Raw genomic sequence first — 26,186 nt, 5'->3', positions numbered from 1 at the left:
ACGCGCATAAAGAAAGCCTCCCATTTCTCATGTCCAAGAAATGGGAGGCAGTTCATTGCGCCCGGGAGGGCCGCATATGAAGTTTCCTGCTCTACAGTCCTGCGCAAGACGGAAAGCACATTAAGTGCTTTCCTTTGCGTGCGGAACTCGCGATAAACTTCATATGCGGCCCTCCCGGGCGCAAGCAAAAGGGCTGGTTAGTGCCGCTCGCTATTTAGTTAGACAGTCTATTCAGTAGTCAGATTTCAGATCAGTAGATAGACACAGCAGTATTTCCCCTGATAAAACCTACCAAAATAAACCTATCTCATATTGGCAGGTCAGGGCTCAGCGGCCCCGGCACGGGCTAAGTTTATCGCGAGTTCCGCACGAACAGGAGGCCACTTATGTGGCCTCCGTCGTGAGCAGGACTGTAGAGCAGGAAACTTAGCCCGCGCCGGGGCCGCTGAGCCCTGACCGGCGGGATACACAGGTTCAGATGGGGCTTTGATGCATGGGTGGTCTGTTGTTGTGCAAATGGGTATCATACTGTGGTTATTGCATCGACTCTGTGATGCATGTTTGTACGTTCCCGGCGGTCGGTTTGCCAGAAGCGCCCCGTCGGTTGTTTCAGACCCGTTTCGAAGAAAGGAAACAACACTAACCTATGGCAGCTAAAAAATCATCTCCCTTGAAGATCATCCCGCTCGGCGGCCTTGACGGCATCGGCAAGAACATGACGGTCTTCGAATGCGGCGACGACATGGTGCTCGTTGACGCTGGCCTCATGTTCCCCGACGATTCCCAGCCCGGTATTGACCTGGTGCTTCCCGACTACACCTATGTTCTGGAGAACGAGGAGAAGCTCCGCGGTATCGTCGTCACCCACGGCCACGAGGACCACACCGGTTCGCTTCCGTACCTGCTGCAGGACCTCAACAACAAGGTGCCCATCTTCTCGAGCAAGCTGACGCTTGGCTTTATCGAGGGTAAGCTCTCCGAGTTTCGTATTCGTGCACCCAAGTTCCGTGAGGTCAAGGGCGGCAGCCACGTCAATCTGGGTGGCATTTCGCTCGACTTCTTCTCGATGACGCACTCAATCCCGGGCGCTCTGGGTGTGTTCATCCGCACCAACCAGGGCACTGTTATGCACACCGGCGACTTTAAGCTCGACCAGACGCCCATCGACGGCGTCACGCCCGACTATGCCGCTATCAGCCGCTTTGCCAAGCAGGGCATCGACCTGCTGCTGTCCGATTCCACCAACGCCACGGTCCCCGGTTTTACCAAGTCCGAGGCCGAGGTTGGCCCCAATCTGCTGCATGCCATCAAGAATGCTCCGGGCCGCGTGTTCGTCGCGTCGTTCTCGAGCCACATCCATCGTCTGCAGCAGATCTGCGACGCCGCCCGCAAGTGCGGCCGCAAGGTTGTCGTGACCGGTCGTTCCATGCTCACCAACACCCGCGTGGCGCGCGAGCTCGGTTATCTCAACATCGATGACGCCGATATCATCGATGCCTTCGATATTGACAACCTGCCCGACGACAAGATCGTCGTCATGTGCACCGGTTCGCAGGGCGAGCCTCTGTCGGCCCTTTCGCGCATGGCTAACGGCGAGCACAAGACGCTCTCCATCCACGAGGGCGATACCGTCATCCTCTCGGCAACGCCGGTCCCCGGTAACGAGAAGGCCGTTCAGCAGGTCGTCAACAGCCTTGCCAAGCTTGGCTGCGACGTGTGGGATAAGAACCGCGCCCTCGTTCACGTCTCGGGTCACGGCAGCCAGGAGGAGCTCAAGCTCCTGATGGCCATGGCCAAGCCTACGTACTTTATGCCGGTCCACGGCGAGGCCGTGCATCTACGCGCCCATGCTCAGCTTGCACGCAAGATGGGCCTCAAGGACGATCACATCTTTATCCTCGACAACGGAGATACGCTTGAGATGCGTGGCGGTATCGTCAAGCGCGGTACGCCTGTCGAGTCTGGCGTCGTCTATGTCGACGGACTGCGCATCGGTGATACCGACCCCATCGTCCTGCGCGATCGTCAGAAGCTTGCCAACGACGGTATGGTCACGGCTGTCGCTATCGTTTCGCTCAAGCACAAGAAGATCGAGGCTATCGAGTTCTCGGGCCGCGGCGTCTCCTTTGCCATCGACGATCAGTTCTCCGAGGATGCCTCCGCATCCATTATGAAGACGATCGAGAAGGGCAAGTTCAGCTTCACCAGCAGCGGTTCCGATGCCATTCGCAAGGCCGTGCGCGACTCACTCTCTAACTTTATCTGGAGCCGTACGCGCACTCGTCCGATGATCATCCCGGTCGTCATGGAGGTTTAGTTTGGCGCGCGGATCTGCACAAAACGCCAAAGGCAATAAAGCCAACAACCAACCGGCATCTGCTAAGGGTGCCGGTTCCCATCTTCGTGCCAATAAAGGTCACGAGGCCGACTTCGACGATTTTGAGCCCCTGGTCGAGCCTTCGGCCAACCGCGATATCGCCGGCGTGGTCATTGCCGTTTTGGCGATTGCGTCCTTCATTGCCGTGATTTCGCCGGCGACCGCACCCGTTACGGCTGCGGTTGCCGGTTTCTACCACCTGGGCTTTGGTCTGGGCGCCTACGTGCTGCCGATTGTCATTTTGCTGTTTGCCGCCACGCTCTTTTTAGGCGAGGATTCGCCGCTCAACGTGCGCTCTGTTGCGGGCGGTGCCGTGGTCTTTATCGCCGTCGTCTCCATTCTTTCGCTGATGGTGCCGGGTACGAGCGACTCGTGCGACCTTATGTTCACGCTGCAAAACCTGTCCGCCTCGGGTGGCTACATCGGTGCGTTTATTGCGAGTGCATTGCAGAATGCCCTGGGTAAGCCTATCGCAATGGTGGTCCTATTGGGTCTGGCCGTCGTTGGCTTTGTCATCATCGGCTTTTCGGTGGGCGGCGTTTTGCGCTCTGCCCGCGACCGTGCGGCCGATTTTGCCGAGCGCCGTCGTGCCGACGTCAACGCGAGTCCGTGGGGTGACGACGAAGCCCTGTCGGTGCCCGGCGTTGCCCGTCCGCACCTGAGCATTCTTCGTCAAAAGGGCTCCGATATCGCCGTGACCACGGTGATGGGCAACGATGATGACCTGGTTTTGGACGATGACGACGAGGACGAGGATCCGTTTGTCGACGTGTCCGATGCCGTGGAGGCCGAGCGCGCCAAGACGACGCTGCTGCCGCGCCGTCATGCCAAGAAGAGCAAGACGGCTCCCAAGCTCAATACGAGTGAACCCGACCCGTCTTGGTCCGAGAGCGAGATTGAGCTTACCGAGGGCGATGACGAGGACGACGAGGCTCCGATCGAGACTGCCAAGACGACCTTGCTGCCGCGTCGCCATGCCAGGCGCGGCCAGGTGACCGGCCAGCTTTCGATGGAGGACGATCCGGACAAGGTCGACGAGTCCGAGCCGCCGTTTGCCGTGAATCCCGTCTCGGCCGCCCCTCAAATTCCTGATTTCCTCAAGCATCCCAAGGTTGCCGATGCGTCTGTTGCGAGCGCTGCCGAGGCGTCTACTTCGAGCGATGGGGGAGCGGACAATGCCCCCGCGGATAACGAGGGCGAAGAAGAGGACGGCCTTAAGCTTCCGCCGCTCGAAATCCTGCATGCAAACCCTCAGTCCGCTTCTGCCGCATCTTCGGACAAGGAGCTGGAACAGACCGCCGAGTCGCTGCAGTCCACGCTGCTTGAGTTTGGCCGTAGCGCTCGCGTTGTCGGCTGGATTGCCGGTCCCACGGTGACGACCTTTAAGCTGCAGCCCGGCGAGGGCGAGCGCGTGAGCAAGATTTCGAGCCTTGAGGACGACATCGCGCTGTCGCTTGCTGCTCAGTCCGTGCGTATCTTTGCGCCGATTCCCGGCACCTCGCTCGTGGGTATCGAGATTCCCAATCGCAAGCGTCAGAACGTCAACTTGGGCGACGTGCTGCCCTATGTTAAGGGCGGTCCGCTCGAGCTTGCCATCGGCCGCGACGCAGAGGGCACGCCGGTCGTCGCTGACCTCGCCAAGATGCCCCACCTGCTGATCGCCGGTACCACGGGTTCCGGTAAGTCGGTCATGATCAACTCCATCATCACGACCCTGCTCATGCGCGCGCTCCCCGAGGACGTTCGCTTGATCATGGTCGACCCCAAGCGCGTCGAGCTCGCAGGTTATAACGGCCTGCCGCATCTTTACGTGCCCGTAGTGACCGAGCCCAAGCAGGCCGCGAGTGCCTTGCAGTGGGCGGTGTCCGAGATGGAGCGCCGCCTGAAGGTCTTCGAGCGCCTGAACGTGCGCAAGATCTCGACCTATAACGAAAAGCAGGCCGCCGGCGAGTTTGAGCATTACGATAACCCGCCGCAAAAGATGCCCTACCTGGTCATCATCATCGACGAGCTTTCGGACCTGATGATGGTTGCCGGCAAGGACGTCGAGGCGTCGATTGTGCGTATCGCCCAGCTGGGCCGTGCCGCCGGTATCCACCTTATCGTGGCGACCCAGCGTCCGAGCTCTAACGTGGTGACGGGTCTCATCAAGGCAAACATTACCAACCGTATCGCCTTCAACGTCGCAACGGGCATCGACTCCCGCGTCATCATCGACCAGATGGGTGCCGAAAAGCTCACCGGCTTGGGTGACATGCTGTTCTCAAAGGTCGACTGGGGCAAGCCCCGCCGTATCCAGGGCTGCTTTGTTTCGGATGACGAGATCAACGAGATTGTCGAGTTCGTCAAGTCGCAAAGCGAGCCCGACTACCATGAGGAGATTCTGTCGGCTGTGGCACCTGCCTCCATGTCCATGGCAGGTGGCGGCGGGATCGTGCGCACCGGCGTTGCCGAGCCTCAGGACGACGATCCGCTTATCTGGGAAGCCGCCCATATTGTGGTGGAATCGCAGCTGGGCTCCACATCTGGCCTGCAACGCCGCCTGAAGGTTGGCTATGCGCGCGCCGGGCGTATTATGGACATGCTGGAAGAAAAGGGTGTCGTCGGACCGCCCGACGGTTCCAAGCCGCGCGAGGTCCTACTGGATGAAGAAGGCCTTGCCGCGCTGGAATCCGTCGACGCCGAGATGGCACGTGAAGATCGTGAGTTTGGAGGATTCTGATGGCTGCACGCTTTGGTGACATGCTGCTCGAGCAGCGTCGCCGAATGGGCCTTTCCATTCAGCAGGTCGCCAACACCATCAAAATCAGGCCGCAGATCATCGAGTTTTTCGAGAATGGCAATTTTGCATCGATGCCTCCGCGCGGCTATGCGCAGGGCATGATTTCGAGCTATGCGCGCTTTTTGGGCCTCAATCCGCGGGAGGTCGTCAACGCTTATTTTGACGATCTGATGGCATATGAGCGCGAGACGTCGCAGCAGGGCGGTCGTTTTCAGGACGCCGCCGGCTACGTCAATTCGCGTTCCTCGGTCGACAACGGCCGCTTCCTGATGGTTCAGGGTGGGCGTTCGACACGTTATGGCCAGCGCCCTCAGCAGGCTGGCTATGTTACCGAGACGGGTTCGAGCGAGGAGATTCGTTCCCAGCGCGATCGCTTTCGCAGCACGCCGGCGCCCGAGGAGCGCGCACTCCCCGCTGCCCGCGGTGTCGCACGTGACCCTCGTGCCGGCTACGGCGATGGTGGTTATTCCGATCGCGGGTACCGTGGCGCTTCTTCCGTTCGTCCGCGCGGCTGCTATGCAGACGCCGATACTACGCAGGTGACGCCTCGCCTTCGCTCTCAGTCGCAGACCTTTAGCCAGCGCTCCTCGGCGCCTCGTTCGGGCCAGCGTGGCTATCAAGGCCGCGGTGAACTTGCGCCCCGCTCGGGTCAGCGCAGCCTTCAGGGCCAGGGTGGCTATCGCGGCCGTTCCGATAGCAATCGTGGTCGTATGCCTCAGGGAGGCGGCCGCAGCAGTTCCAATCGTGGACGCGGCGGATCACGTACTCCTCAAAACAACGGGCTCGATCCGCGTATCGTCTACGCCGGCATCGGTGCCGTTGCGCTGTTGTTGATTGTGCTCATCGTGGTGCTTCTGCGCGGCTGCGCATCTTCGGCGCCCGAGACCACGCCCGAGACGCCCACTGCTACCAAGACGACGACCAAGAAGTCTTCTAAGAAGACCGAAACGGTCGACGAGGACGAAGACACCGATGAGGCGACGGATGAGTCGACTGACTCGGACGCTACCAAGACGACGGCCAAGAAGGAAGAGAACGAGGTCACGAAGGTCAAAGTCTCCGTTGCCAAGGGAAAGACCGCGTGGATTGAGGTCAAGGTCGACGGCAAGTCGGTCTATGGCGCCCAAGCGACTGGCCCCTTTGAGCAGGAGTACTCGCCCGAGTCCTCGATCGAGATCACCACGTCCAAGCCTTCCGATGTCACCGTTACCAAGAACGGTGAAAAGGTTCGTTACGATACCAAGACCTCGGGCGTGGCGCGTGTGACGATCACCGTTCCCAAGAAGGAGACGACTGATTCCGAGAATGGTGAAAGTTCTGATGGTACCGACACCACCGATGGTACCGACACCACCGACGGCACCGATGCCCAGTCCACGGATGGCGCCGATACCGCATCTGACGGTCAGACGCCCACCGATTCTACCGACTATTCGTACGATAGCTATTAAGCAGCTCGTACGCGAAAGGAAACATCATGGCTAAAGATTCCAGCTTCGACGTCGTGTCCGAGGTCAACATGCAAGAGGTCGACAACGCCTTCCAGCAGACCACGCGCGAGATTTCCCAGCGCTATGACCTTAAGGATTCCGGCGCCACGATCGAGCTTTCGAAGGGCGACAAGCTCTTTACGATCAACGCCCCGGCCGACTTTGTCTCCAAACAGATTGTCGACGTGCTGAGCTCCAAGCTCATCAAGCGCGGCATCGACCTCAAGGCTGTCTCGTGGGATGCTCCGCAGGCGGCATCGGGCGGCACCGTGCGCGTGCTCGGCCATATCGTCGAGGGTATCGACCAGGCGACCGCCAAGAAGATCAACAAGGACATCAAGGATCAAAAGCTCAAGGTCAAGGTGACCATCGAGGCCGATAAGCTGCGTGTTTCCTCTGCTTCGAAGGACGCGTTGCAGACCGTGATCCAGTTCCTGCGCGACCAGGACTACGGCCAGCCGCTGCAGTTCACCAACTACCGCTAATATCAATCGAAAGGACTGCTCTCCAACATGGATACACCGTTGGGCTCCGTGCTCTACATCACCCTCGGGTGCGCTAAGAACGAGGTTGACACCGACCGCATGCGTTCTCTTTTGACCGCCGCGGGCTACGAGGAGGCATTCGACCCGCAGGATGCCGATATCGCCATCGTCAATACTTGCTCGTTCCTCGCCTCCGCAACGTCCGAGAGCATCGAGACCACGCTCGAGCTCGCCAACGAGGTTCAGGACGGCGTTCGTTCTTGCCCCATCGTTATGTGCGGCTGTGTGCCGTCGCGCTATGGCGACGACCTGCCTGACGAGCTGCCCGAGGTCGCTGCCTTTGTGAAGGCCGACGAGGAGGACGGCATCGTGGCGGTCATCGATGGCGTGCTGGGTGTCGTGCGTGAGATCGCAGCCTATATCCCTCAGGTCAAGCGTACCGTCGAGGGCGCCGTTGCTTACGTCAAGATTTCCGATGGCTGCAACCGCTTCTGCAGCTTCTGCATGATCCCCTATATTCGCGGTCGCTATCATTCGCGCAATGCCGAGAGCATTATCTCCGAGGTACGCGACCTGGTTGCCGGCGGTGTGCGCGAGATCGTGCTGATCGGCCAGGACACGGGTATTTGGGGCACCGACTTTACTGACGAGGATGTCGCCGAGGGCTCGCCGCGCAATCTGGCGCAGCTGCTGCGTGCCGTCGCCGAGGCCGTGCGCCCGCACAACGTCTGGGTCCGCGTGCTCTATCTGCAGCCCGAGGGCATGACCGATGAGCTTATCGATACGATTCGCGATACGCCCGAGGTGCTGCCCTATATCGATATCCCCGTGCAGCACTGCGACGCGCGCATCCTCAAGGCTATGCGCCGTTCCGGTTCGCGCCAGGAGCTCGAGGACCTGTTCCGCGATCTGCGTGAGCGTATCCCCGGCATCGTGATCCGTTCCACGGCTATGGTCGGCTTCCCGACCGAGACCGACGACGAGTTCCGCGACCTTATCGACTTTATGGACACCGTCGGCTTTGACTACACGAGCGTCTTTGCCTACTCGCAGGAGGAGGGCAGCCTGGCCGCTAAGATGGAGGGTCAGGTCGACGAAGAGGTCAAGCTCGAGCGCGCCCAGGAGGCCATGGACCTGGCCGAGTCGCTCGGTTTTGCCGCCACCGCCGCACATGTGGGCGAGCGCGCCCAGGTGATCGTCGACGGTATCGAAGAAACCGAGGACGGCGCCGAGCTGATCGGCCATGCCTGGTTCCAGGCGCCCGATTCCGATGGCGCGGTCCACTTGGACGCCAGCGAGGCGTCCGTGGGCGATATTCTGACTGTCGAGTTTACCGATAGCTTCTGCTATGAGCTTATCGGCCATGTTGTGGAGTAGGAGAGCATCGTGGCAAACGAGAGCAATAAGGAACTGACGAGTGTTTGGACGCCCGCCAACATCGTGACGTGCGTTCGCATCGTCTTTATCCCGGTGTTCATGATCGTGTCGGCGCTTTCTCACACGAGTGTTGCCGGTACGGATTGGAGCACCTTCGACGGCCCGCTCGCCGCCGCTGCCTTCATTCTGTATGTGATCCTGTCGTGCACCGATAAGGTCGACGGTTATCTGGCGCGTTCGCGCAACGAGATCACCGACTTCGGTAAGTTCTTGGACCCCATCGCCGATAAGCTGCTCGTGTTCTCGGCCCTGCTGCTGTTCTTGGATTTTGGCGCGGTGACCGTGTGGTCCGTGTTCATTATCCTGTTCCGTGAGCTTCTGGTGAGCGCCCTTCGCATGGTCGCGAGTGCGGCCGGTGTGGTCGTTGCGGCTGATAAGCTCGGTAAGTACAAGACGGCAACCACGATGGTCTCCATTTGCGGTTACCTGTGCGTTTTTGCTATGGCCGGCTTGCACCTTGGCCCGGTGGCGCTGACGCTCGGCATCTACTCGGTGTCGCGCTTCCTGTACGCCGTTGCCGTTGTCCTGACCGTTATCTCGGGCGCCCAGTACTTCTGGAACTGCCGCAAGATCGTCTTTTCGGTCTAGGTCCTGTTGGGTATGACGGACTCTTTTGAGCAGATTTCCGCACATAACGAGGAGCTGGCGCGCGATATTGTCGAGCGTGCAAGTTTACGTGGCGTGACGGTTTCGACGGCTGAATCTCTGACAGCTGGCATGATCGCCTCGACGATCGCCGATATCCCTGGTGCCTCGGCGGTGCTGCGCGGTGGTGCGGTGACGTACTGCGATGAGATTAAGCATCGCGTGCTGGGTGTTGAGCAGGAGACGCTCGACCGCTACACCGCGGTGTCGCACCAAACTGCGCGCGAGATGGCGTCGGGTTCGCTGGAGTTGTACCAGAGCGATATTGCAGTGAGCGCAACGGGTTATGCCGGCCCCGGCGGTGGTACTGAGGACGATCCGGCGGGCACTTTCTATATTGGCTGGGCGCATCGTTCTGCCGATGGGGGCGTGCCGGTTGTGGACTCCATTCGTTGTCGCTATGAGGGCGATCGTTCGTGTGTTCGTGCCCATGCGGTCGCGGAGGCACTGGGTCGCATTGTCTGCGTGCTCGATTCTATGGAATAGACGTGTTTTAAGGGGCCTCCGGGCCCCTTAATTGTGGAGATAGGGACCTTAGGCTCATTTGGCGTTTGTGCTGGTTGTAGATGTAATTTTGCCTGCCTTGTTCATATTTGGTCCTTTGTGGTCAAGCATTTGGTCAGTGTTTGGTCGGCGTTTGGTTGGTTTTTGGAAAGACCGCCTGCATATGATTTATTTGAACGGTTGACCACGAACAGCCGTTCGTTTATTATCGATGCAGGTTGTTAAGAGGAGGGCTATTCATGGCCAAGAATTCAGGTCCCGTACGTACCGTTCATGCTCGCACGACGGGTAAAGAGCGCGATGAGATGATCGCCACCACCAAGGCCGAGATCGAGAAGAAATTCGGCCAGGGTTCCATCATGAGGTACGGCGACGGTGGCCCCGAGCTCGAGGTCGAGGCCATCCCTACGGGCGCTCTGGCACTCGATGCCGCTCTGGGTATCGGCGGTGTGCCGCGCGGCCGAATCGTCGAGATCTACGGTCCCGAGTCCTCCGGTAAGACGACGCTTTCGCTCGAGATCTTGGCCGAGGCCCAGGCAATGGGTGGCGTTGTGGCATTTATCGATGCCGAGCACGCGCTCGATCCCACGTATGCCGCGCGCATCGGTGTGGATATCGACGAGGTGCTCATTTCCCAGCCCGATACGGGTGAGCAGGCGCTCGAAATCGTTGACATGCTTGTGCGTTCTGGTGCCATCGATGCCATCGTCGTCGACTCCGTCGCCGCGCTGACCCCGCGTGCCGAGATCGAGGGAGAAATCGGCGACACTACGGTCGGTCTTCAGGCTCGCCTGATGAGCCAGGCGCTCCGCAAGCTCGCCGGCTCGCTGTCCAAGTCCAACACGACGTGCATCTTCATTAACCAGCTGCGTGAGAAGATCGGCGTCATGTTCGGCAACCCCGAGACTACGACGGGCGGCCGCGCCCTTAAGTTCTTCTCTTCGGTTCGTATCGACATTCGCCGCATCGACAGCATTAAGCTTAAGGACGAGGTTATCGGTAACCGCGTGCGCGCCAAGGTCGTTAAGAACAAGGTGGCGGCTCCGTTCCGTTCTGCTGAGTTCGACATCATGTACGGTACGGGCATCTCTAAGGAGGGCTCGATTCTGGACATGGCTGTCGAGTGCGGCATCTGCAAGAAGATGGGCTCCTGGTTTGCCTATGGCGAGGACAAGCTCGGCAACGGTCGCGAGGCCGCCAAGGCGTTCCTGCGCGAACACCCCGATTGTGCCGACGAGATTGAGCATAAGGTCCGCCTTGCCTGCGGACTTGAGTTTGATGACGATGCTCCGTCCGAGGTCGAGCTGACCGATCAGCCTGCGCCTGAGGAGTTTGACGAGCTTTACGCCATCGATGGTTCCGCCATGCTCGATGATGACGACGAGTAGCGGTTACGCTCATGTCGTATACGGTGACCGAGGCCACGGTCGTCTTTCCCGACAAGAAGGCGGCCTCCTCGTTCTCGAGCGGGTATGCGTCCAAAAAGCCTTGCGCACATATCGATTGTGAGCTTGAGGGCGGTTTTGAGCGGTCCATTTGGATTCCCGTGCGGGTCGCGCGGCTGTATGTCAAAAACCGCCCCGATCTTCCCTGTGATTGGGACAACTTTCGTGAGGCGGTGCAGCTCATCGAGCGTAAATGTGCGCTTACCATGGTGACCGAGATGTTATCGCGCCGCGACCATGCGACGGGTGAGGTCCGTGACAAGCTGGCTCGCTACGGCTTTCACCAGCCCGCGATCGATTTCGCCGTCGAGCGCGCCACCGAATATCACTTTTTAGACGAGAACCGCTTTTGCTCGTACTTTATCGAGGAGCGCAAGCGGCGCGGTTGGGGACAGCGCAAAATCGAGACCGAGCTCAAGCGCCGTCATGTCGTGCTCGATGACATTCCCGGTTATCCCGAGGATTATTTTGCCGTCGAAGACGATTTGGCGCGTGCGTCAGCCCTACTCGCCAAGCGGCGTGTTCCAGAGACGCGCGGATTCGAAAAACTGGTTCGGTTTTTGATGGGCAAGGGCTTCTCGTATCACATCGCCGCCGATGCCGTTAAGGCACGCCTCGATGCCGAACGCGAGGAATGTGCGGTTTAGGCGTATGCGTTTTGTGGCCCTGCCGTTCACCGCGTTTTAGCCGCCGTGCCGGGGCCATTTATTTGACAGTTGTTGTGGTTCAACGTACGATAAACACTGTCATTTGCTTTGTGATATGTGCTCATCTGTGATGAGTTTGTTTATATGTTTATCTGTATCCGACCCGCATAAGCTGCGCCCATATTACTCAAATGTCGCGAGCCGTTCGTAAGGACGGTTCGCTTTGTTGTGTAACGAATCCATAAAAAGGAGTGAGCATGCCTATCATCGCAGCGCTCGTTGGCATCGTTTTGGGTGCCATCGCCGCCATCGCCTACATGCGCACCGCCAAGCAGGGTAGTCTTCACGAGGCCGACGAAAAGATCCAGTCGGCACACGCACAGGCTGAGTCCCTGATCGGTGATGCTAAGCGTCAGGCCGAGACCCTCAAAAAAGAGGCTCTGCTCGAGGCTAAAGAGGAGATCATCAAGAACAAGCAGGCCGCCGAGGCCGAGGACAAGCAGCGTAAGAGCGAGATTCGTACGCTCGAGAACCGTGTGATGCAGCGCGAGGAGTCCCTCGATCGCCGAAACGACGCTCTTGACAAGCGTGAGCACCAGCTGTCCAGCCAGGCCGGTCAGGTCGAGAAGCGCTCCCGTGAGCTCGAGGAGCTCTGCGCAAAGCAGACCTCCGAGCTCGAGCGTATCGCCGACCTTACCCGCGAGGATGCCCACAAGGAGCTCCTCGATAAGGTTCGCGGCGAGGTCACCCACGAGGCCGCCACGATCATTCGCGAGTCCGAGCAGCAGGTTCGCGCAGAGTGCCACAAGACCGCCCAGGAGATTCTGTCCCTGGCGATTCAGCGCTGCGCTGCCGACCACACTGCCGAGGTCACCGTTACCTCCGTGCACATTCCCTCTGATGACCTCAAGGGCCGTATCATCGGTCGCGAGGGTCGCAACATCCGCACCTTCGAGCAGGTTTCCGGCGTCAACCTCGTGATCGACGACACGCCCGAGACCGTCGTTCTTTCGAGCTTCGATCCGGTCCGTCGTGAGACCGCCCGTGTTGCCCTCGAGAACCTCATTGCTGACGGCCGCATTCATCCCGCCCGCATTGAGGAGATGTATCACAAGGCTGCCGACCTGGTTCAGCAGCGCGTGCGCGAGGCTGGCGAGCAGGCTGCCTTCGATACCGGCATCCACGACCTGCACCCCGAGATCGTCAAGACCCTTGGTGCCTTGCGCTACCGTACTTCGTTTGGTCAGAACGTGCTTCAGCACTCCCTCGAGGTCTCTGATCTCTGCGGCGTGATGGCTTCCGAGCTTGGCCTGGACGTTGTGACCGCCAAGCGCGCCGGCCTGCTTCATGACCTGGGCAAGGCAATCGACCATGACGTCGAGGGGCCGCATGCCGTCATCGGCGCTGAGCTTGCCCGCCGTTATGGCGAGAAGCCCGTTATCGTCCACGCTATCGAGGCTCACCATGCCGATGTCGACCCCAACACGGTGCTCGATGTCCTGGTGCAGGCCGCCGATGCTGTCTCTGCCTCTCGCCCCGGTGCCCGTCGCGAGTCTGCCGAGAACTACATCAAGCGTCTTGAGAAGCTCGAGGAGATCGCCAACTCTCATGACGGCGTCGAGCGTACCTATGCCATGCAGGCCGGTCGCGAGGTCCACGTCATGGTTCAGCCGGACAAGATCTCCGATGCCCAGTCCACGGTTCTGGCTCACGATATCGCCCATCAGATCGAGGAAGAGATGGAGTATCCCGGTCAGGTGCGCGTCGTCGTGATTCGCGAGAGCCGCGCTGTCGATATCGCTAAATAATATGAGCGACGCGAACGAGCTCATCTCATTTATCGCGTCGATGTCGGGGGAGGGCAACCTTCGCGTCGAGGAGAACCTTGGCGAGGGGTATGTCCGCCTCCGCGTTTCGGAGGCCGAGCGGCGCCAGGCAAAGCACGACATTCAGCATGTCGAGGATATCGTCATCGAAATGCTCCGTAATGCTCGCGATGCCGGCGCCGACAAGGTCTATCTCGCCACGACCAAGGAAGATGGCGTCCGCACGCTTGTCTTTCTGGATAACGGCTCGGGTGTTCCGCAGGATATGCAAGAGCGAATCTTCGATGCTCGCGTTACCTCAAAGCTCGAGAGCATGAAGATGGACCGTTGGGGCGTTCACGGTCGTGGCATGGCATTGTTTTCGATCAAGCAGAACACCGACGAGGCCCGCGTGGTCACGTCTGGTGTCGATCTTGGCTCAGCCTTTAAGGTGAGCGTTGCGGCCGACCGCCTCAGCGAGCGTGCCGATCAGTCCAGCTGGCCCCAGGCCGTCAAGGATGAGGACGGACGTTATGTCTGTGCTCGCGGTCCGCATAATATTATTCGCGCTGCCTGTGAGTTTGCGCTCGAGGAGTTGCGTGGTTGCGATGTCTATCTTGGTTCTCCGTCTGAGATTGCCGCGACCCTTTATGCTCAGGCGTCAAGTCGGCTCGATACGTCTCGTCTCCTGTTTATTGATGATGAGAGCGAGCTTCCGGTTGTCGATCGTTTAGGCCTTGCCTCTGATGCCGAGGACTTTATTCGTATTTGTTCGGGTTTGGGTCTTGAAATGTCCGAGCGCACGGCCCATCGCATTTTGGCAGGGCAGATTAAGCCCGTTCGCGGTGTGACTGCGCGTCTGCTGCGCGAGCGTGACTCATCCTCGCATGCGCCGGCTCCTGTCGATCTCGCGAAGGATCGTCGTGGGCTGCGTATTGCCAAGGATGACATGGCACAGTTTTCGCGTGCTGTGGAGCGCGACTTTAATGACCTTGCCGCCCGGTACTATCTCAATCTTTGCGGCGACCCAAAGATCCGTGTTTCGCGTGATCGTATCACCGTGACCTTCGATCTTGCCAAAGAGGAATAGTGCCTTTACCGAGTCCACTCGGTACGATAAAGTTATTGCAGTTAAAACGTACTTTTAAACGCAGGAGTTTCTTCATGGATTGCCTGAAGGTATCAAGCAAATCATCGCCCGCGTCCGTTGCCGGCGCCATCGCCGGCATGGTCAAGGATGGTGTACCCGTCAACATCCAGTGTGTCGGTGCCGGTGCTGTCAACCAGGCCATTAAGGCCGTTGCTATCGCGCGCGGTTTTTTGATTCCAACCGGTTTTGATATTTCCTGCGCGCCTGTGTTCTCCGACATCCTCATTAACGGGGAGTCGCGCACGGCCATCCGCCTTTCTATCTACGTTCACCAGATCAATCGAGCTGCTATGGATAACGTCGTCATGGATGATGTTAAGCCTGTGGCATAGCTTCTGCTTGCCTCGTTTCGCTCCCCATCGTTAGGACTTATGCACATGGACCAGCGTTCCGTACGCGATATTCTTGCCGGTAAAACCTACTTTATCCGCACCTTTGGCTGTCAGATGAATCAGCACGACTCCGAGCGTGTGAGCGGTCTGCTCGATTCGCATGGTTGCCTCATGGCGCTCGATCCCGAGCATGCCGATATTGTTGTCTTCATGACATGCTGCGTGCGCGAGGCCGCCGATACTCGCCTGTACGGCCAGTGCAATTCCTGTAAAAGCCTGCCGCCTTCGCCTTCGGGCAAGCGTGTGGTTGCCGTTGGTGGTTGCATCGCGCAGCGCGATGGCGAGGGCCTGCTCACCAACGTCGATAACGTCAATGTCATCTTTGGTACGCATTCCATCGCACATGTGGCAGAGCTCATTGCCGAGGCGTTCCTTGATGGCAAGCGTCATATCCGCACCAATGAGCATGAGGATACGGATGCCATGAGCATGCCGTGGCATCGCGAGACCCAGTATCACGCTTGGGTGCCCATCATGACGGGCTGCAATAATTTCTGTACCTATTGCATCGTTCCGTACGTGCGCGGTCGCGAAAAGAGCCGCTCCTTCGAGGAGATTGTCGACGAGGTGACCGGTTTGGTGCGCCAGGGCGTGCGTGAGATTACGCTGCTGGGCCAAAACGTTAACTCATATGGTCGCGATCTGTTTGGCAAGCCGCGTTTTGCCGATCTGCTGCGTGCCGTGGGCGATACGGGTGTGGAGCGCATCTTCTTTACGTCTTCGCATCCCAAGGATCTGCTGCCCGAGACCATCGACGCCATGGCCGAGACGCCTGCTGTTATGCCGCAGCTGCACCTGGCCGTCCAGTCAGGTTCGACGCGGATCCTCAAAGAGATGAATCGCCGTTATACACGCGAGGACTATCTGGGCCTGGTCGATCGCATTCGCAACCGCATGCCCGATATCGCGCTCTCGACTGACATTATCGTTGGCTTCCCGGGCGAGACTGAAGAAGACTTTGAGCAGACGCTTTCACTTGCCGAGACGGTCCGCTATGCCCAGGCCTATACCTTCATCTATTCCAAGCGCGCCGGTACCCCGGCCGCAGAGATTGACGATCCTACGCCGCATGAGGTTATTCTCGGGCGTTTCAACCGCCTGGTTAAGGTTATCGAGACCACGGCACATGAGTATAACCAGGGTGAACTTCATACTGTGGTTCCGGCGCTCATTGAGGGAACGAGTAAAAAGAACGACGCGGTCCTGCTGGGCAAGAGTCCCAAGAATCAGACCGTGCATGCGCCTATCCCCGAGGGTTACAGCATCGATCAGCTTGTTGGCAAGATCGTTGATGTTGACGTTGACGTTGCCAAGACCTGGTATTTGTCCGGCTCCGTTGTGGGCGAGCCGCGCTAATGGTTTCTTCCGGGGCAGGTCTTTCCGCCGTTGCGATCGTCGGTCCGACGGCGGTTGGTAAGAGTGATGTTGCCGACCGTTTGGCCGCTCGTCTTTCGTCCGAAGTGCTGTCGTGCGATGCGATGCAAATCTATCGCGGCATGGACATCGGTACCGCAAAGATGACGCCCGATGAGTGTACGGCGCCGCTACGTCTCGTCGACATTGTAGAGCCGGGTGTGGCATATTCTGCTGCGCTTTATCAGGCTGACGCTCGCGCGCATGTTGAACGTCTCATTGGTTCGGGTTGTCTGCCGGTTTTTTGCGGAGGTACGGGGCTATATCTCAAGGCCGCCCTGGATGAGATGGATTTTCCCTCGGGCGAGCTTGAGGACGATCGTCGCGCGGGGTATCAGGAACTTGCCGAGCGCATAGGCGAGGAAGCGCTGCACGCGCTGCTTGCCGAGCGTGACCCCGAGTCCGCTGCGGTCATCCACCCCCATAATGTTCGTCGCGTGATTCGGGCGCTCGAAATGCACGATGATGGTGTGTCCTACGCGCAGCAAAAGTCGCAGTTTAGTGTTCCGCGCGAGCATTATCATGCTCTATGGTTTGGTCTGACGCGTAATCGCGAGGTTCTCTACGAGCGCATTAACCTGCGTGTCGATCTGATGTTTGAGCAGGGTCTTGTCGATGAGGTCCGCGGTCTTATGGACCAGGGGCTGGGAGATGCCCTGACGTCGATGCAGGCAATTGGTTATAAAGAGATCATTGATGCTTTCAATGGCGTGATTTCTATGGATGAGGCTCGCGAACTCATTAAGATGCGTTCGCGTCGCTATGCCAAACGTCAGCTTTCGTGGTTTAAACGCGATGACCGCGTCGTGTGGTTCGATATGGACGAGTTTACGATCGATGAGGTCGTTGAGGACATCCTGCATCGTATTGAGGCTGCCTAATGGCCCGTTTTCCCCTTGTTTCCACGGCACCCGAGCCCGAGCGTGCCATATTAGTTGGTGTTGAGTGGCGCGACAATGCGTGGCCGCTTGATCGTTCGCTTGACGAGCTTGAGCGCCTAGCCCATACGGCTGGCGCCCAGTGTGTGGCGCGTTTGTCACAGCGTCTGGTTAAGCCGTATCCAAAATCGTTTATCGGTTCCGGTAAGGTTGAAGAGCTGTGCGGCCTGGTGCATCGTATGGATGCCGATGTCGTTATTTTTGACGACGACCTGACGCCCTCGCAGCAATCCTATTTGGAGAAAGCCGTGGGCGAGCCGGTAAAGATTATCGATCGTACGGCACTGATCTTGGATATCTTTGGCCTTCATGCTCAGACGCGTGAGGGACGCCTACAGGTACAGCTGGCACAGCTTCAATATCTGTTGCCTCGTCTGCGTGGCATGTGGAGCCACCTCGCCAAGGAACAGACGCGCGGCGGCATCGGCTCACGCTTTGGTCAGGGCGAAAGTCAGCTCGAGGTCGACCGTCGCCTCATTCGTAATAAGATCGCTGCGCTTCGTCGTGAGCTCAAGCAGGTTGAACAGCGTCGCGATGTTCAATCCAAGAGCCGCATTGAGTCACCGGTGTTTCGCGTCGCGTTAGCCGGTTATACCAATGCCGGTAAATCGACGTTGCTCAATCGTCTGACCGGCTCTACGGTACTTTCGCAGGACAAGTTGTTTGCTACGCTCGACCCGACGACGCGTTCGTATCGCCTGCCCGGCGGTCGCGGCATGACGATCACCGATACCGTCGGCTTTATTCAAAAGCTGCCGCATGGTCTGGTCGATGCCTTTAAATCGACACTGTCCGAGGTGTTGGGTGCCGATCTAATTCTCAAAGTCGTAGATGCGTCTGACGAGGACTATGAGCGGCAGCTGGAGGCTGTCGACCGCGTGCTTGATGAGATCGGTGCCGGCGAGCGTTTGACGCTTACGGTGTTCAATAAAACCGATCTTCTCGATAGCGTTGATCGATTGAGTTTCCGTCGTCGCTATCCCGAGGCCGTTCTGTTCTCAGCCCAGACGGGCGAGGGACTCGACGATCTCGTCGATCGCATTGCTCGCGAGGCAGCTGCCACCGATGTACTGCTTTCAGCCGACATTCCGTATCGTGAAGGTGCGCTCATCACGCTCGTGCATGAGCAGGGGACCCTTTTGCACGAGGAATATCTTGAGGATGGCGTTCGTATTGTGGCGAAACTGCCGGCTCGTATTGCACCGCGGCTCGAGCGTTATCGCACCGAGTAGGCGAGCTCCAAAATGCCCAGTATGATGGGCTGATGCAGCAGATAAAAGGGGAGTGCATGACGTCCAAGGCTGGCGAGCGCCGGGACGGGATTGGCGTAGGCCCAGCTTGGGGCGGGATGTTCACATCTTTGAGCGGTGCGCGCAGCAAAGTATCCTGTGAGGTACATGAATATAAACGGGATGATTGGATAATAGTCGCCTGAAACGAACCAGGGGCCGGGAAATCCTAGCCACGCCAAATAGGAGAATGAATAGGTCGATTTCGGGATGCCCCATGTCGCTGCGAAGAGAGCGAGGCATATCGTAATGCCCCACGTGCTAGGCACTTTCTTAAGCATCGGTCGTGCTACGGCTGCCACAGCGGTACACGTCGCCATGCAATAAATGATGCCAAAGTTCACTGAATCGTCGACCGATACGAGCGTTGTTGCAATCCAGACGACCAAAGCTGCGGCAGCGTATTTGGCCGCTCGTTTAGCATTGTTGCGCGAAAGGGTGCACATCCAACCCGCGATAAACAAAAATACCCAGCTGATGCTGGCGCGCCAGATGTCTTGAAAGACAGTCTGGGTAAACCAGGGCATATCCCAGTCGTACAGGTAGGCGAGATCGTAGCAAGCGTGAAAACCTGCCATTGAAATCATCGTAAACCCGCGGACGGTATCAAAGATAGTGATGCGTTTTTGCATTACGAGAACCGGCGCATCAAGCCGACGACTTTGCCCAAGATAACGGGATTCGTTGCATAGATAGGCTCCATGGTGTCATTCTCGGGCTGCAGGCGTACGCGTCCCTGCTCCTTGTAGAACGTCTTGACGGTCGCTGAGCCATCAATCATGGCCACGACAATTTCGCCGTTCATGGCACTCTTTTGTTCACGGACGATGATGTAATCGCCATTGAAGATGCCGACATTGATCATTGAGCTCCCATGCACCTCAAGGATAAAGGAACCCTGATCGGTGGCGATTTCGGTCGGGATAGTAAAAGTGTCTTCGATATTCTGCTCGGCCAGAATGGGAATCCCAGCCGCGACGCGACCAACGAGCGGTAGCGAGACCGTTCCGCGAGGCGCGGTGGGCTCGTCAGATTTAGAAATTGAGACAGAGGAACCGTCCTCGTTAAAGAGTTCCAGGGCGCGCGGTTTGGTGGCATCGCGCTTGAGTAGCCCGCGCGCCTCCAGAGCAGATAGATGGGCGTGCACGGTGCTGGGGGAGGAAAGGCCCACGGCAGAAGCCATCTCGCGCACGCTGGGCGGATAACCCTTCTCCTGCTGATATTCCTTGATGAAGTCGTAAATTTGCTGCTGACGCTTGGTAATTTTGCGAGCCATCAGGGCATCCTCTCTACCCATGTCAAACAAATGTTCGAATTGTGCTTGACAGGAACAACTGTTCGAAGATAATAATAACCGAACATTCGTTCTCGCGCTAGACATTTTTGTCCGCGCGGCTTGATAAAACTGTTCTCAGCAAAACACGCGAGAGGAGAACATGATGAACGCAACGAATATGGTCCAGGGAAACCTCGCCCTTAAGCTCGAGACGCCTGCCGCGCCCGCTTTTACTGTTGTCAAGGGTGGACGTTCCGGTTATCAGCCTTTGCCCGTAAAGTCTGCTCGCACTCAGTATGCTGTTGCCGCGCCGACTCCCGCTGCCCTGAAGGTCTCGACGATTGTTGCCGTCGCCGTTTCGCTCACGCTCTTTTTTGTCCTCGCTACGTCGGTCTTTAGCGCTCGTCACGCCGCGTATGCCGAGTCCGTTTCCAACGTTACCTACGAGACCATTCGCGTTCAGCCTGGTGATTCTCTTTGGTCGCTTGCCGAGGAATATCCAATCGAAGGCCTTTCCACGCAAGAGACTTCCGACATGATCCGTAACGTCAATCATCTGGAGCATGGTTCGCTCGCCGCCGGTGCGCATCTTAAGGTTCCTGCTCGTTCGTAATCATTATCGCGCTGCGCATGCTACCCTTGTTATCGTTTAAGAGGAGGTACCATGCGCTGTCCTAAATGCGGCAAGGCACATACCCGCGTCGTTGATTCCCGTATGCAGGAGTCAAATAACACTATTAAGCGCCGTCGCGAATGTTGCTCGTGTAACTACCGCTTTACAACGTTCGAGCGATGCGAAGACCCAATTGAGGTCATTAAGTCGGACGGAACTAAGCAGCGGTTCGATCGCAATAAGCTGCTCGTCGGCTTGATGCGCGCCACCATCAAGCGTGATATCGACACTAAGAAGCTCAATGAGATTATCGACGACATCGAGGTCGAGCTGCGCTCTCGCACGCTGACGGCCGTCACGTCGCATGAGTTGGGTGACATGGTGCTCAAACGCTTGGCCAAGATCGACAAGGTGGCGTACATCCGCTTTGCCTCGGTCTACCGCGATTTCAAAGACGTCGATGAGTTTCTGCAAGAGCTCGACAAGCTAAGGTGATTCCATGTCCAACATTACCCTCAACATAAAGCGTCTCGATCCCACCGTCGAGCTTCCCAAATACGCCCATCCCACCGATGCCGGCTTGGATCTGCGCTCCAACGAGGACTGCGTCCTGAAGCCCTTCGAACGCCGTCTGGTCTCTACCGGGCTGGCCATCGCCCTGCCCGATGGCTACGCCGGCTTCGTCCAGCCCCGCAGCGGCTTGGCCATCAAGCAGGGCTTGTCTATAGTCAACACGCCGGGCCTCATCGACGCCCACTACCGAGGAGAACTCAAGGTTATCCTCATCAACCTGGATCCCTCCAACAACATTCAAATCAACAAAGGCGACCGCATAGCCCAACTCGTCATCCAAGAAGTCCCCACGGTCAACCTCATAGAAGTAGAAGAACTAGACGAAACCGACCGAGGCAACGGAGGCTTCGGCTCCTCCGGCGTCGCCTAGGGGCGCTCGTATCCCTCCCGCCCGCCTCTCACACATATCATTCCATGCTCAAACATTCTTGCTTCGCTTCGCTCGCTGCGAAACTGCGCGTGGAACGATATGTGTGAGAGGCGGGCGGGCGGCTACTCGCTTGAAACAATATTTACTTTTCTAGTAAGCCGACGCTACAAAGGGACCGTCCCCTTGTAGCGTCGGCTTACTGTATTTATATTTTTGGTTCCCCTTTGCAGATTTTACTGGTGGGGAATCTGGTATAGCTGCTAGTACGTTAACGCAGCTAGCCTGCGGGAGGCCCTATATATCGTCCCGCGCGCAGTTTCGCAGCGAAGCGAGAATGTTTGAGCACGGGATGATATATAGGGCCTCCCGCAGGCTAGCGGACATTAAGACCCTAGCGAATATGCGCGGGTTTATCGCCCCAGTAGAAGCGGCAGAAGGCTCGTTTGCGCTTTTGGGGTTTGCCTACGAGCTCCATGGTTGCGATGGCGATGTCCTCCGCTGCGCGTGGACGGCGTAGTACTTCGCCGTTGATGAGTAGGGCTTTGAGCGACTCAGGGTGGTCGTGCAGGTGACGAAGCGTCACGATGAGTTCTCGTGCGGTGGTGACATGCATGCTGGCGCCCATGCCGGTGAGCATTGTGGTGTTGGCCTTTTCCTGACCGTATGATTTGCCCAGCAGGATCATCGGCAGATGAGCGCACAGGCACTCGGTGACCGTGAGTCCGCCTGATTTGAGGATTGCCAGGTCGCAGCCGTGCATGAGGGCCGCCATGTCGTCCACGTAGTCCAGAACCGTGACGTTGTCGAGCTTCATGGCGTCGAAGAGCGTCTTGAGTCGGGCGGCGTATTCCTTATCTTTGCCCGGTAAAAAGACAAAGTGCATGTCTTCAAAGCTGCGTAAGAAGGGGAGCGTGTGGTCCATCGCGGCACGGAAACGCACGTATGGTTGGGGCAAACTGGCGCCGGCCATCACCAATACGACGGTTTTGTCTATGGGGAGATTGAACTTGCTCAGCTCATCCTCGCGTTTGTAATCGGTATCGAAACCGGCTCGGATGGGGATGCCCGTTATGCGGATCTTTGACTCGGGAACTTTGCGCGGACGCAGCGTTTCGGCCATAAACTCGTTGGCCACGCAGAACAGGTCAGTGTCCTTGTGGGGCCAAAAGCCTTCGACTTCATAGTCTGTTGGTACGCAGATGACCGGATAATCGATACCCGTAATTACGCGGGCGCCCACAGCGACGTTGGCTGCCGTAATGTGTGTTGCAACCACGGCTATGGGCCTGCGGGTGCGGACATATTCGTTGAAGGCAGGGAACATAATACGTGACCATGCTGTGCCGCCACCCCAGAGAAGATGTCCCGTAAGCGTATATCGCCAGGTCAGGTCGTAAATGGGACGCGTGGCGCCGGTAAATGACGCTGCTGTTTTATTACCATCGAACCTAATGCGTCCAAAATCGAGGATATCCAGGACTTCGATCTCAACATCCTCAGGGATTCCCTTGGTGCCGCGGATAAGGTCAAATGCTTGTGCAATTGCGTTGGCGGCGGCTTTATGGCCCGATCCAACCGATGCGTGCACAATGGTTACTAGGGGTTTTTGTGCAGGTGAAACGGTCATTTTCTCCGGTTGGGGAGTGGCTTGCATGGGCAGGGGAGCGCTATTGCCCGTCTGCGTTTGATCCATCGATAACTCCCCTTCAGCTTTGTTACGCGATTTATCATTGTAGTGCATGAGTGTCATGTTCACGTAAATTTGGGTATGAGCGCAAAGAACGTCAATGTATCGACGAGAGGATATTCCATGACTACCCATCATCCGATCGATGTTGCGATTATCGGTGGCGGCCCTGCGGGCTATGCTGCGGCCATTTATGCGGCGCGCTCCAACCTAACGACGACCGTGTTTGAACAGGGCATGTCGGGCGGACAGATCGCCACGACCAATGAAGTCGAGAACTATCCGGGCATTCCGCTCTTGAGTGGCGCCGAACTCGGCGAGCGTTTTCAGCAGCATGCAGAGGGCCTGGGAGCGCAGGTCGCATGGAGCATGGTTACGGGTATCGATTACGATGCCGATGCAGCGCTGTTTACGGTGCATCACGACATGGGCGATACGCTGGCCTCGAGCGTTATCGCTTGCATGGGTGCCACGCCGCGTCCGGCAGGTTTCGTTGGCGAGGATACGTATCGCGGTCGTGGCGTTTCGTATTGCGCAACATGTGACGGCATGTTCTTCCGCGGCAAACAGGTCTTTGTAATCGGTGGTGGCAATTCGGCATGTGAAGAGGCGCTGTTCCTGTCAGACATTGCCAGCAGTGTGACCATTGTGCTGCGCCGCGACCAGTTCCGTGCGCCTGATGGTGTTGTTCAGAAAGTACTCGAAAAGGACAATATTACAGTTAGGTACCAAACTAGTATTGTGGAGCTCTCGGGCGAAGCCATGCCAACGACGATCGCCTTTAAGGACAATTCATCCGGGGAAATTCATACCGAGTCATTTGAACCCGGCTCTTTTGGCATCTTTGTCTATACCGGGACGCAACCCCATACCGAACTTGTTGAGCATCTAGTCGATCTGGCGCCTGATGGCGGCATTCTGACTGATGAATCCATGGCGACCCGCACGCCAGGTCTATTTGCCGCTGGCGATATCCGTTCCAAGCGTTTACGCCAGGTTGTGACCGCCGTTTCTGACGGAGCCATAGCGGCAACCAGCGCATACGCGTTTCTCCGCGGATAAGTACGATAATATATCTTATGTAAGGTTGCTATCAATTAACTAAATGGCGGGATGATGCATCAGTGCACTATCCCGCCATTTATCTTGCCGGCTATATGGTATGCAAAACTAGATAACCTAGAATACAATATAGCTAATGAACGGAGGATCCTTATGAACCACGCCAAACGCGTTATCCCGATGTCCGATACATCGGTCAGCATTAAGCCTGAGGATATTCAGCCCACTGTGCTGCCCGATGCATTTATTCAGTCCGATATCGTGCGCAAACTTAATACGTTGAGTCTGCCGCGCTATAACCAGTTGCCCAATGTGACGCTCTACCGCGACCAGGTTATTGAGTATGTTGCGCTGTGGATGGAGCCGCTGTCCATTTGCGTTGAGCAGCCTGTCATTACGCCATCGATGATCAATAACTACGTGAAGGTCGGCCTGGTGCCTGCTCCGGTCAAAAAGCAATATGGCCGCGAGCAGATTGCCCGCCTGATCGCTATCTGCATCTTTAAGCAGGTGCTACCTATTGCTGCGGTGCAGGCACTCTTTAACATTCAGCGTTTGAGCTACGATGCCCCGACGGCCTTTGATTATGTGGTCGATCAGCTCGAGGCATCGATTCGTTCGGCGTTTTCCGTCGAGCAGACGCCGGTTCCCGATACGGCGCATCAGGTAACGCGTGAGTCGCTGCTTGTGCGCAGCGCGGTTTCATCCTTTGTTTCGAAGGCTTACTTGATGAGCTATCTCAAGTTCAACGGGTTTAATAGCTAGCCGACGTATAAAACGGGCGGGACAAAGAGCCATCTGTCGCTTTGTCCCGCCCGTTTTTTTGCTTGGTTGGACTTTATTTGCCCGAAGCTACGCCCATGCCGTAGCCGATGATCAGGCCGTGCATCTCGGCGTAATAGGAATCCAGGCCGTTGCAGGGCATGATGATGGTCTTGGAGCAGGGCCAATGTTCGACTATGCGATCAGTAAGCGCCTGGGCTCCAGCTTCGTTCTCAACGTGATCGATGATGACCTCACCGCCCGTAAAGCCCTCGGCTTCCATAGTGTCGATGATCTTGTTGAGCATCTTCTTTTCGCCACGCGTGTGTCCGACGAGTTCGATTTTACCGGCCTCACTCGCCGTGCCCAAAATGCGGATATTGAGCTTGTTGGCAATGACGCCGGCTGCCTTAGGGATACGTCCGGCTTTGGCGAGGTTTTCGTAATTGCACAAACTGAAGAGGATTTTGCTGTTCTGTTCAAGGCTATCGAAGTATGCGCAAGCATCCTCGAATGAGACATTCGGATTGCTTGCAAGATAGCGGTCGAACAGCAAGAAAATGAGGTCCATTTTGCCGCCAGCTGCGCGTGAATTGACTAGATGAATCTGTCGGTCGGGCTCCTCGGCAAGAACCATATCGCGAGCCGTGGCTGCCGCGTTGTAGCTGCCCGACACGCCCTCAGAGATCGGCATGCAGATGGTCTTGTCTGCCAATTTGAAGAGCTCGGCCCACTCCCCCACGCTGGGACAAGCGCTCGAAGAGGCATTCGTCTCCGCCTGAACAGCGCAGTTGAGCTCATGAACATCGAGCGAAAGGTCATCGACGAATTCACGCTCCCCCACTCGAATTTTGAGGGGAGCAAATGCAAAGGTGGTATGGGGTGCGATCGGTTGCCAATCGCGGAGGTTGCAGCTTGAATCGGAGATAAGTGCCCAGCTCATAGAGGGTCCTTTCTAATCGTTCCCATTCAATTATAGCCATCTTGCAGACCGATTGGGCCGCTATCTAGTATTCAAAACTAGATAGCGGACTGCACTAAAGG

Annotated in this window: 24 protein-coding genes; 20 read left to right on the top strand and 4 right to left on the bottom strand. The window is 57.4% G+C overall.

Annotation, left to right across the window (positions count from 1 at the left end; all coding sequences use genetic code 11):
- Positions 1-646 precede the first annotated feature (646 nt).
- From KSY82_RS06335 to hflX, 15 genes are all read left to right on the top strand, one after another.
- Positions 647-2,317: a ribonuclease J gene (locus KSY82_RS06335; RefSeq protein ID WP_022094702.1), complete on the top strand. Its 1,671-nt coding sequence runs from the start codon at positions 647-649 to the stop codon at positions 2,315-2,317.
- 1 nt (position 2,318) lies between these two features.
- Positions 2,319-5,099, top strand: coding sequence for an FtsK/SpoIIIE family DNA translocase (locus tag KSY82_RS06330; protein WP_254881747.1), 2,781 nt, complete (start codon positions 2,319-2,321; stop codon positions 5,097-5,099).
- Positions 5,099-6,610 (top strand): RodZ domain-containing protein, encoded by a 1,512-nt coding sequence (locus tag KSY82_RS06325; RefSeq protein WP_217750530.1) that lies wholly within the window; start codon positions 5,099-5,101, stop codon positions 6,608-6,610. The genes KSY82_RS06330 and KSY82_RS06325 overlap by 1 nt, the downstream gene beginning before the upstream one ends.
- 26 nt (positions 6,611-6,636) lie before the next feature.
- Positions 6,637-7,134, top strand: coding sequence for a YajQ family cyclic di-GMP-binding protein (locus KSY82_RS06320; protein ID WP_006235971.1), 498 nt, complete (start codon positions 6,637-6,639; stop codon positions 7,132-7,134).
- A gap of 27 nt (positions 7,135-7,161) precedes the next feature.
- On the top strand, positions 7,162-8,511 hold the full coding sequence (gene rimO, locus KSY82_RS06315; protein ID WP_217750531.1) for a 30S ribosomal protein S12 methylthiotransferase RimO: 1,350 nt from the start codon (positions 7,162-7,164) through the stop codon (positions 8,509-8,511).
- Between the two features lie 99 nt (positions 8,512-8,610).
- Entirely contained in the window at positions 8,611-9,159 is a 549-nt protein-coding gene (pgsA, locus tag KSY82_RS06310; protein WP_006235973.1) for a CDP-diacylglycerol--glycerol-3-phosphate 3-phosphatidyltransferase, read from the top strand.
- 12 nt (positions 9,160-9,171) lie between these two features.
- Positions 9,172-9,702: a CinA family protein gene (locus KSY82_RS06305; RefSeq protein ID WP_217750532.1), complete on the top strand. Its 531-nt coding sequence runs from the start codon at positions 9,172-9,174 to the stop codon at positions 9,700-9,702.
- Positions 9,703-9,959: 257 nt separating this feature from the next.
- On the top strand, positions 9,960-11,108 hold the full coding sequence (gene recA, locus KSY82_RS06300; RefSeq protein ID WP_022094695.1) for a recombinase RecA: 1,149 nt from the start codon (positions 9,960-9,962) through the stop codon (positions 11,106-11,108).
- A gap of 11 nt (positions 11,109-11,119) precedes the next feature.
- A complete protein-coding gene (locus KSY82_RS06295) occupies positions 11,120-11,812 on the top strand; it encodes a regulatory protein RecX (protein ID WP_217750533.1) in 693 nt (230 codons plus the stop codon).
- A gap of 257 nt (positions 11,813-12,069) precedes the next feature.
- Entirely contained in the window at positions 12,070-13,620 is a 1,551-nt protein-coding gene (rny, locus tag KSY82_RS06290) for a ribonuclease Y (protein ID WP_115596193.1), read from the top strand.
- Position 13,621: 1 nt separating this feature from the next.
- On the top strand, positions 13,622-14,707 hold the full coding sequence (locus tag KSY82_RS06285; protein ID WP_006235981.1) for an ATP-binding protein: 1,086 nt from the start codon (positions 13,622-13,624) through the stop codon (positions 14,705-14,707).
- A 74-nt stretch (positions 14,708-14,781) separates the two neighbouring features.
- Entirely contained in the window at positions 14,782-15,099 is a 318-nt protein-coding gene (locus KSY82_RS06280; RefSeq protein WP_006235982.1) for a stage V sporulation protein S, read from the top strand.
- A 45-nt stretch (positions 15,100-15,144) separates the two neighbouring features.
- Positions 15,145-16,515 carry a tRNA (N6-isopentenyl adenosine(37)-C2)-methylthiotransferase MiaB gene (gene miaB, locus KSY82_RS06275; protein WP_217750534.1) on the top strand — a complete coding sequence of 457 codons (1,371 nt, stop codon included), beginning with the start codon at positions 15,145-15,147 and terminating at the stop codon, positions 16,513-16,515.
- A complete protein-coding gene (gene miaA, locus KSY82_RS06270) occupies positions 16,515-17,453 on the top strand; it encodes a tRNA (adenosine(37)-N6)-dimethylallyltransferase MiaA (protein WP_217750535.1) in 939 nt (312 codons plus the stop codon). Before miaB ends, miaA begins: the two co-directional genes overlap by 1 nt.
- Positions 17,453-18,742 carry a GTPase HflX gene (gene hflX, locus KSY82_RS06265; protein ID WP_217750536.1) on the top strand — a complete coding sequence of 430 codons (1,290 nt, stop codon included), beginning with the start codon at positions 17,453-17,455 and terminating at the stop codon, positions 18,740-18,742. Before miaA ends, hflX begins: the two co-directional genes overlap by 1 nt.
- Here the strand turns inward: hflX and KSY82_RS06260 are convergent.
- Positions 18,727-19,431, bottom strand: coding sequence for a heparan-alpha-glucosaminide N-acetyltransferase (locus KSY82_RS06260; protein WP_217750537.1), 705 nt, complete (start codon positions 19,429-19,431; stop codon positions 18,727-18,729). The genes hflX and KSY82_RS06260 overlap by 16 nt on opposite strands.
- A complete protein-coding gene (gene lexA, locus KSY82_RS06255) occupies positions 19,431-20,075 on the bottom strand; it encodes a transcriptional repressor LexA (RefSeq protein WP_040359862.1) in 645 nt (214 codons plus the stop codon). Before lexA ends, KSY82_RS06260 begins: the two co-directional genes overlap by 1 nt.
- Positions 20,076-20,238: 163 nt before the next feature.
- On the opposite strand from lexA, the gene KSY82_RS06250 reads away from it, so the two are divergent.
- Genes KSY82_RS06250 through dut form a run of 3 tightly spaced genes read left to right on the top strand, consistent with a single transcriptional unit; the run spans position 20,239 to position 21,631 of the window.
- Positions 20,239-20,688 carry a LysM peptidoglycan-binding domain-containing protein gene (locus KSY82_RS06250; protein WP_217750538.1) on the top strand — a complete coding sequence of 150 codons (450 nt, stop codon included), beginning with the start codon at positions 20,239-20,241 and terminating at the stop codon, positions 20,686-20,688.
- Between the two features lie 51 nt (positions 20,689-20,739).
- Positions 20,740-21,183, top strand: coding sequence for a transcriptional regulator NrdR (gene nrdR, locus KSY82_RS06245; protein WP_022093781.1), 444 nt, complete (start codon positions 20,740-20,742; stop codon positions 21,181-21,183).
- Between the two features lie 4 nt (positions 21,184-21,187).
- Entirely contained in the window at positions 21,188-21,631 is a 444-nt protein-coding gene (gene dut / locus KSY82_RS06240; protein ID WP_217750539.1) for a dUTP diphosphatase, read from the top strand.
- 391 nt (positions 21,632-22,022) lie between these two features.
- On the opposite strand, the gene KSY82_RS06235 is transcribed toward dut, so the two are convergent.
- On the bottom strand, positions 22,023-23,324 hold the full coding sequence (locus tag KSY82_RS06235) for an MGDG synthase family glycosyltransferase (RefSeq protein ID WP_254881746.1): 1,302 nt from the start codon (positions 23,322-23,324) through the stop codon (positions 22,023-22,025).
- A gap of 117 nt (positions 23,325-23,441) precedes the next feature.
- Here KSY82_RS06235 and KSY82_RS06230 point away from each other — a divergent pair, with 117 nt between their 5' ends.
- Positions 23,442-24,380 carry an NAD(P)/FAD-dependent oxidoreductase gene (locus tag KSY82_RS06230; protein WP_217750541.1) on the top strand — a complete coding sequence of 313 codons (939 nt, stop codon included), beginning with the start codon at positions 23,442-23,444 and terminating at the stop codon, positions 24,378-24,380.
- Between the two features lie 153 nt (positions 24,381-24,533).
- Complete coding sequence (locus KSY82_RS06225; protein WP_171021459.1) at positions 24,534-25,145, top strand: DUF1836 domain-containing protein; 612 nt, start codon at positions 24,534-24,536, stop codon at positions 25,143-25,145.
- A gap of 73 nt (positions 25,146-25,218) precedes the next feature.
- On the opposite strand, the gene KSY82_RS06220 is transcribed toward KSY82_RS06225, so the two are convergent.
- Positions 25,219-26,085 (bottom strand): DegV family protein, encoded by an 867-nt coding sequence (locus KSY82_RS06220; RefSeq protein ID WP_138112615.1) that lies wholly within the window; start codon positions 26,083-26,085, stop codon positions 25,219-25,221.
- Between the last annotated feature and the right edge of the window lie 101 nt (positions 26,086-26,186).

The sequence above is a fragment of the Collinsella aerofaciens genome (assembly GCF_019131995.1).
Lineage (GTDB): Bacteria > Actinomycetota > Coriobacteriia > Coriobacteriales > Coriobacteriaceae > Collinsella > Collinsella aerofaciens_S.
This window is presented reverse-complemented; position numbering and strand designations above follow the sequence as displayed.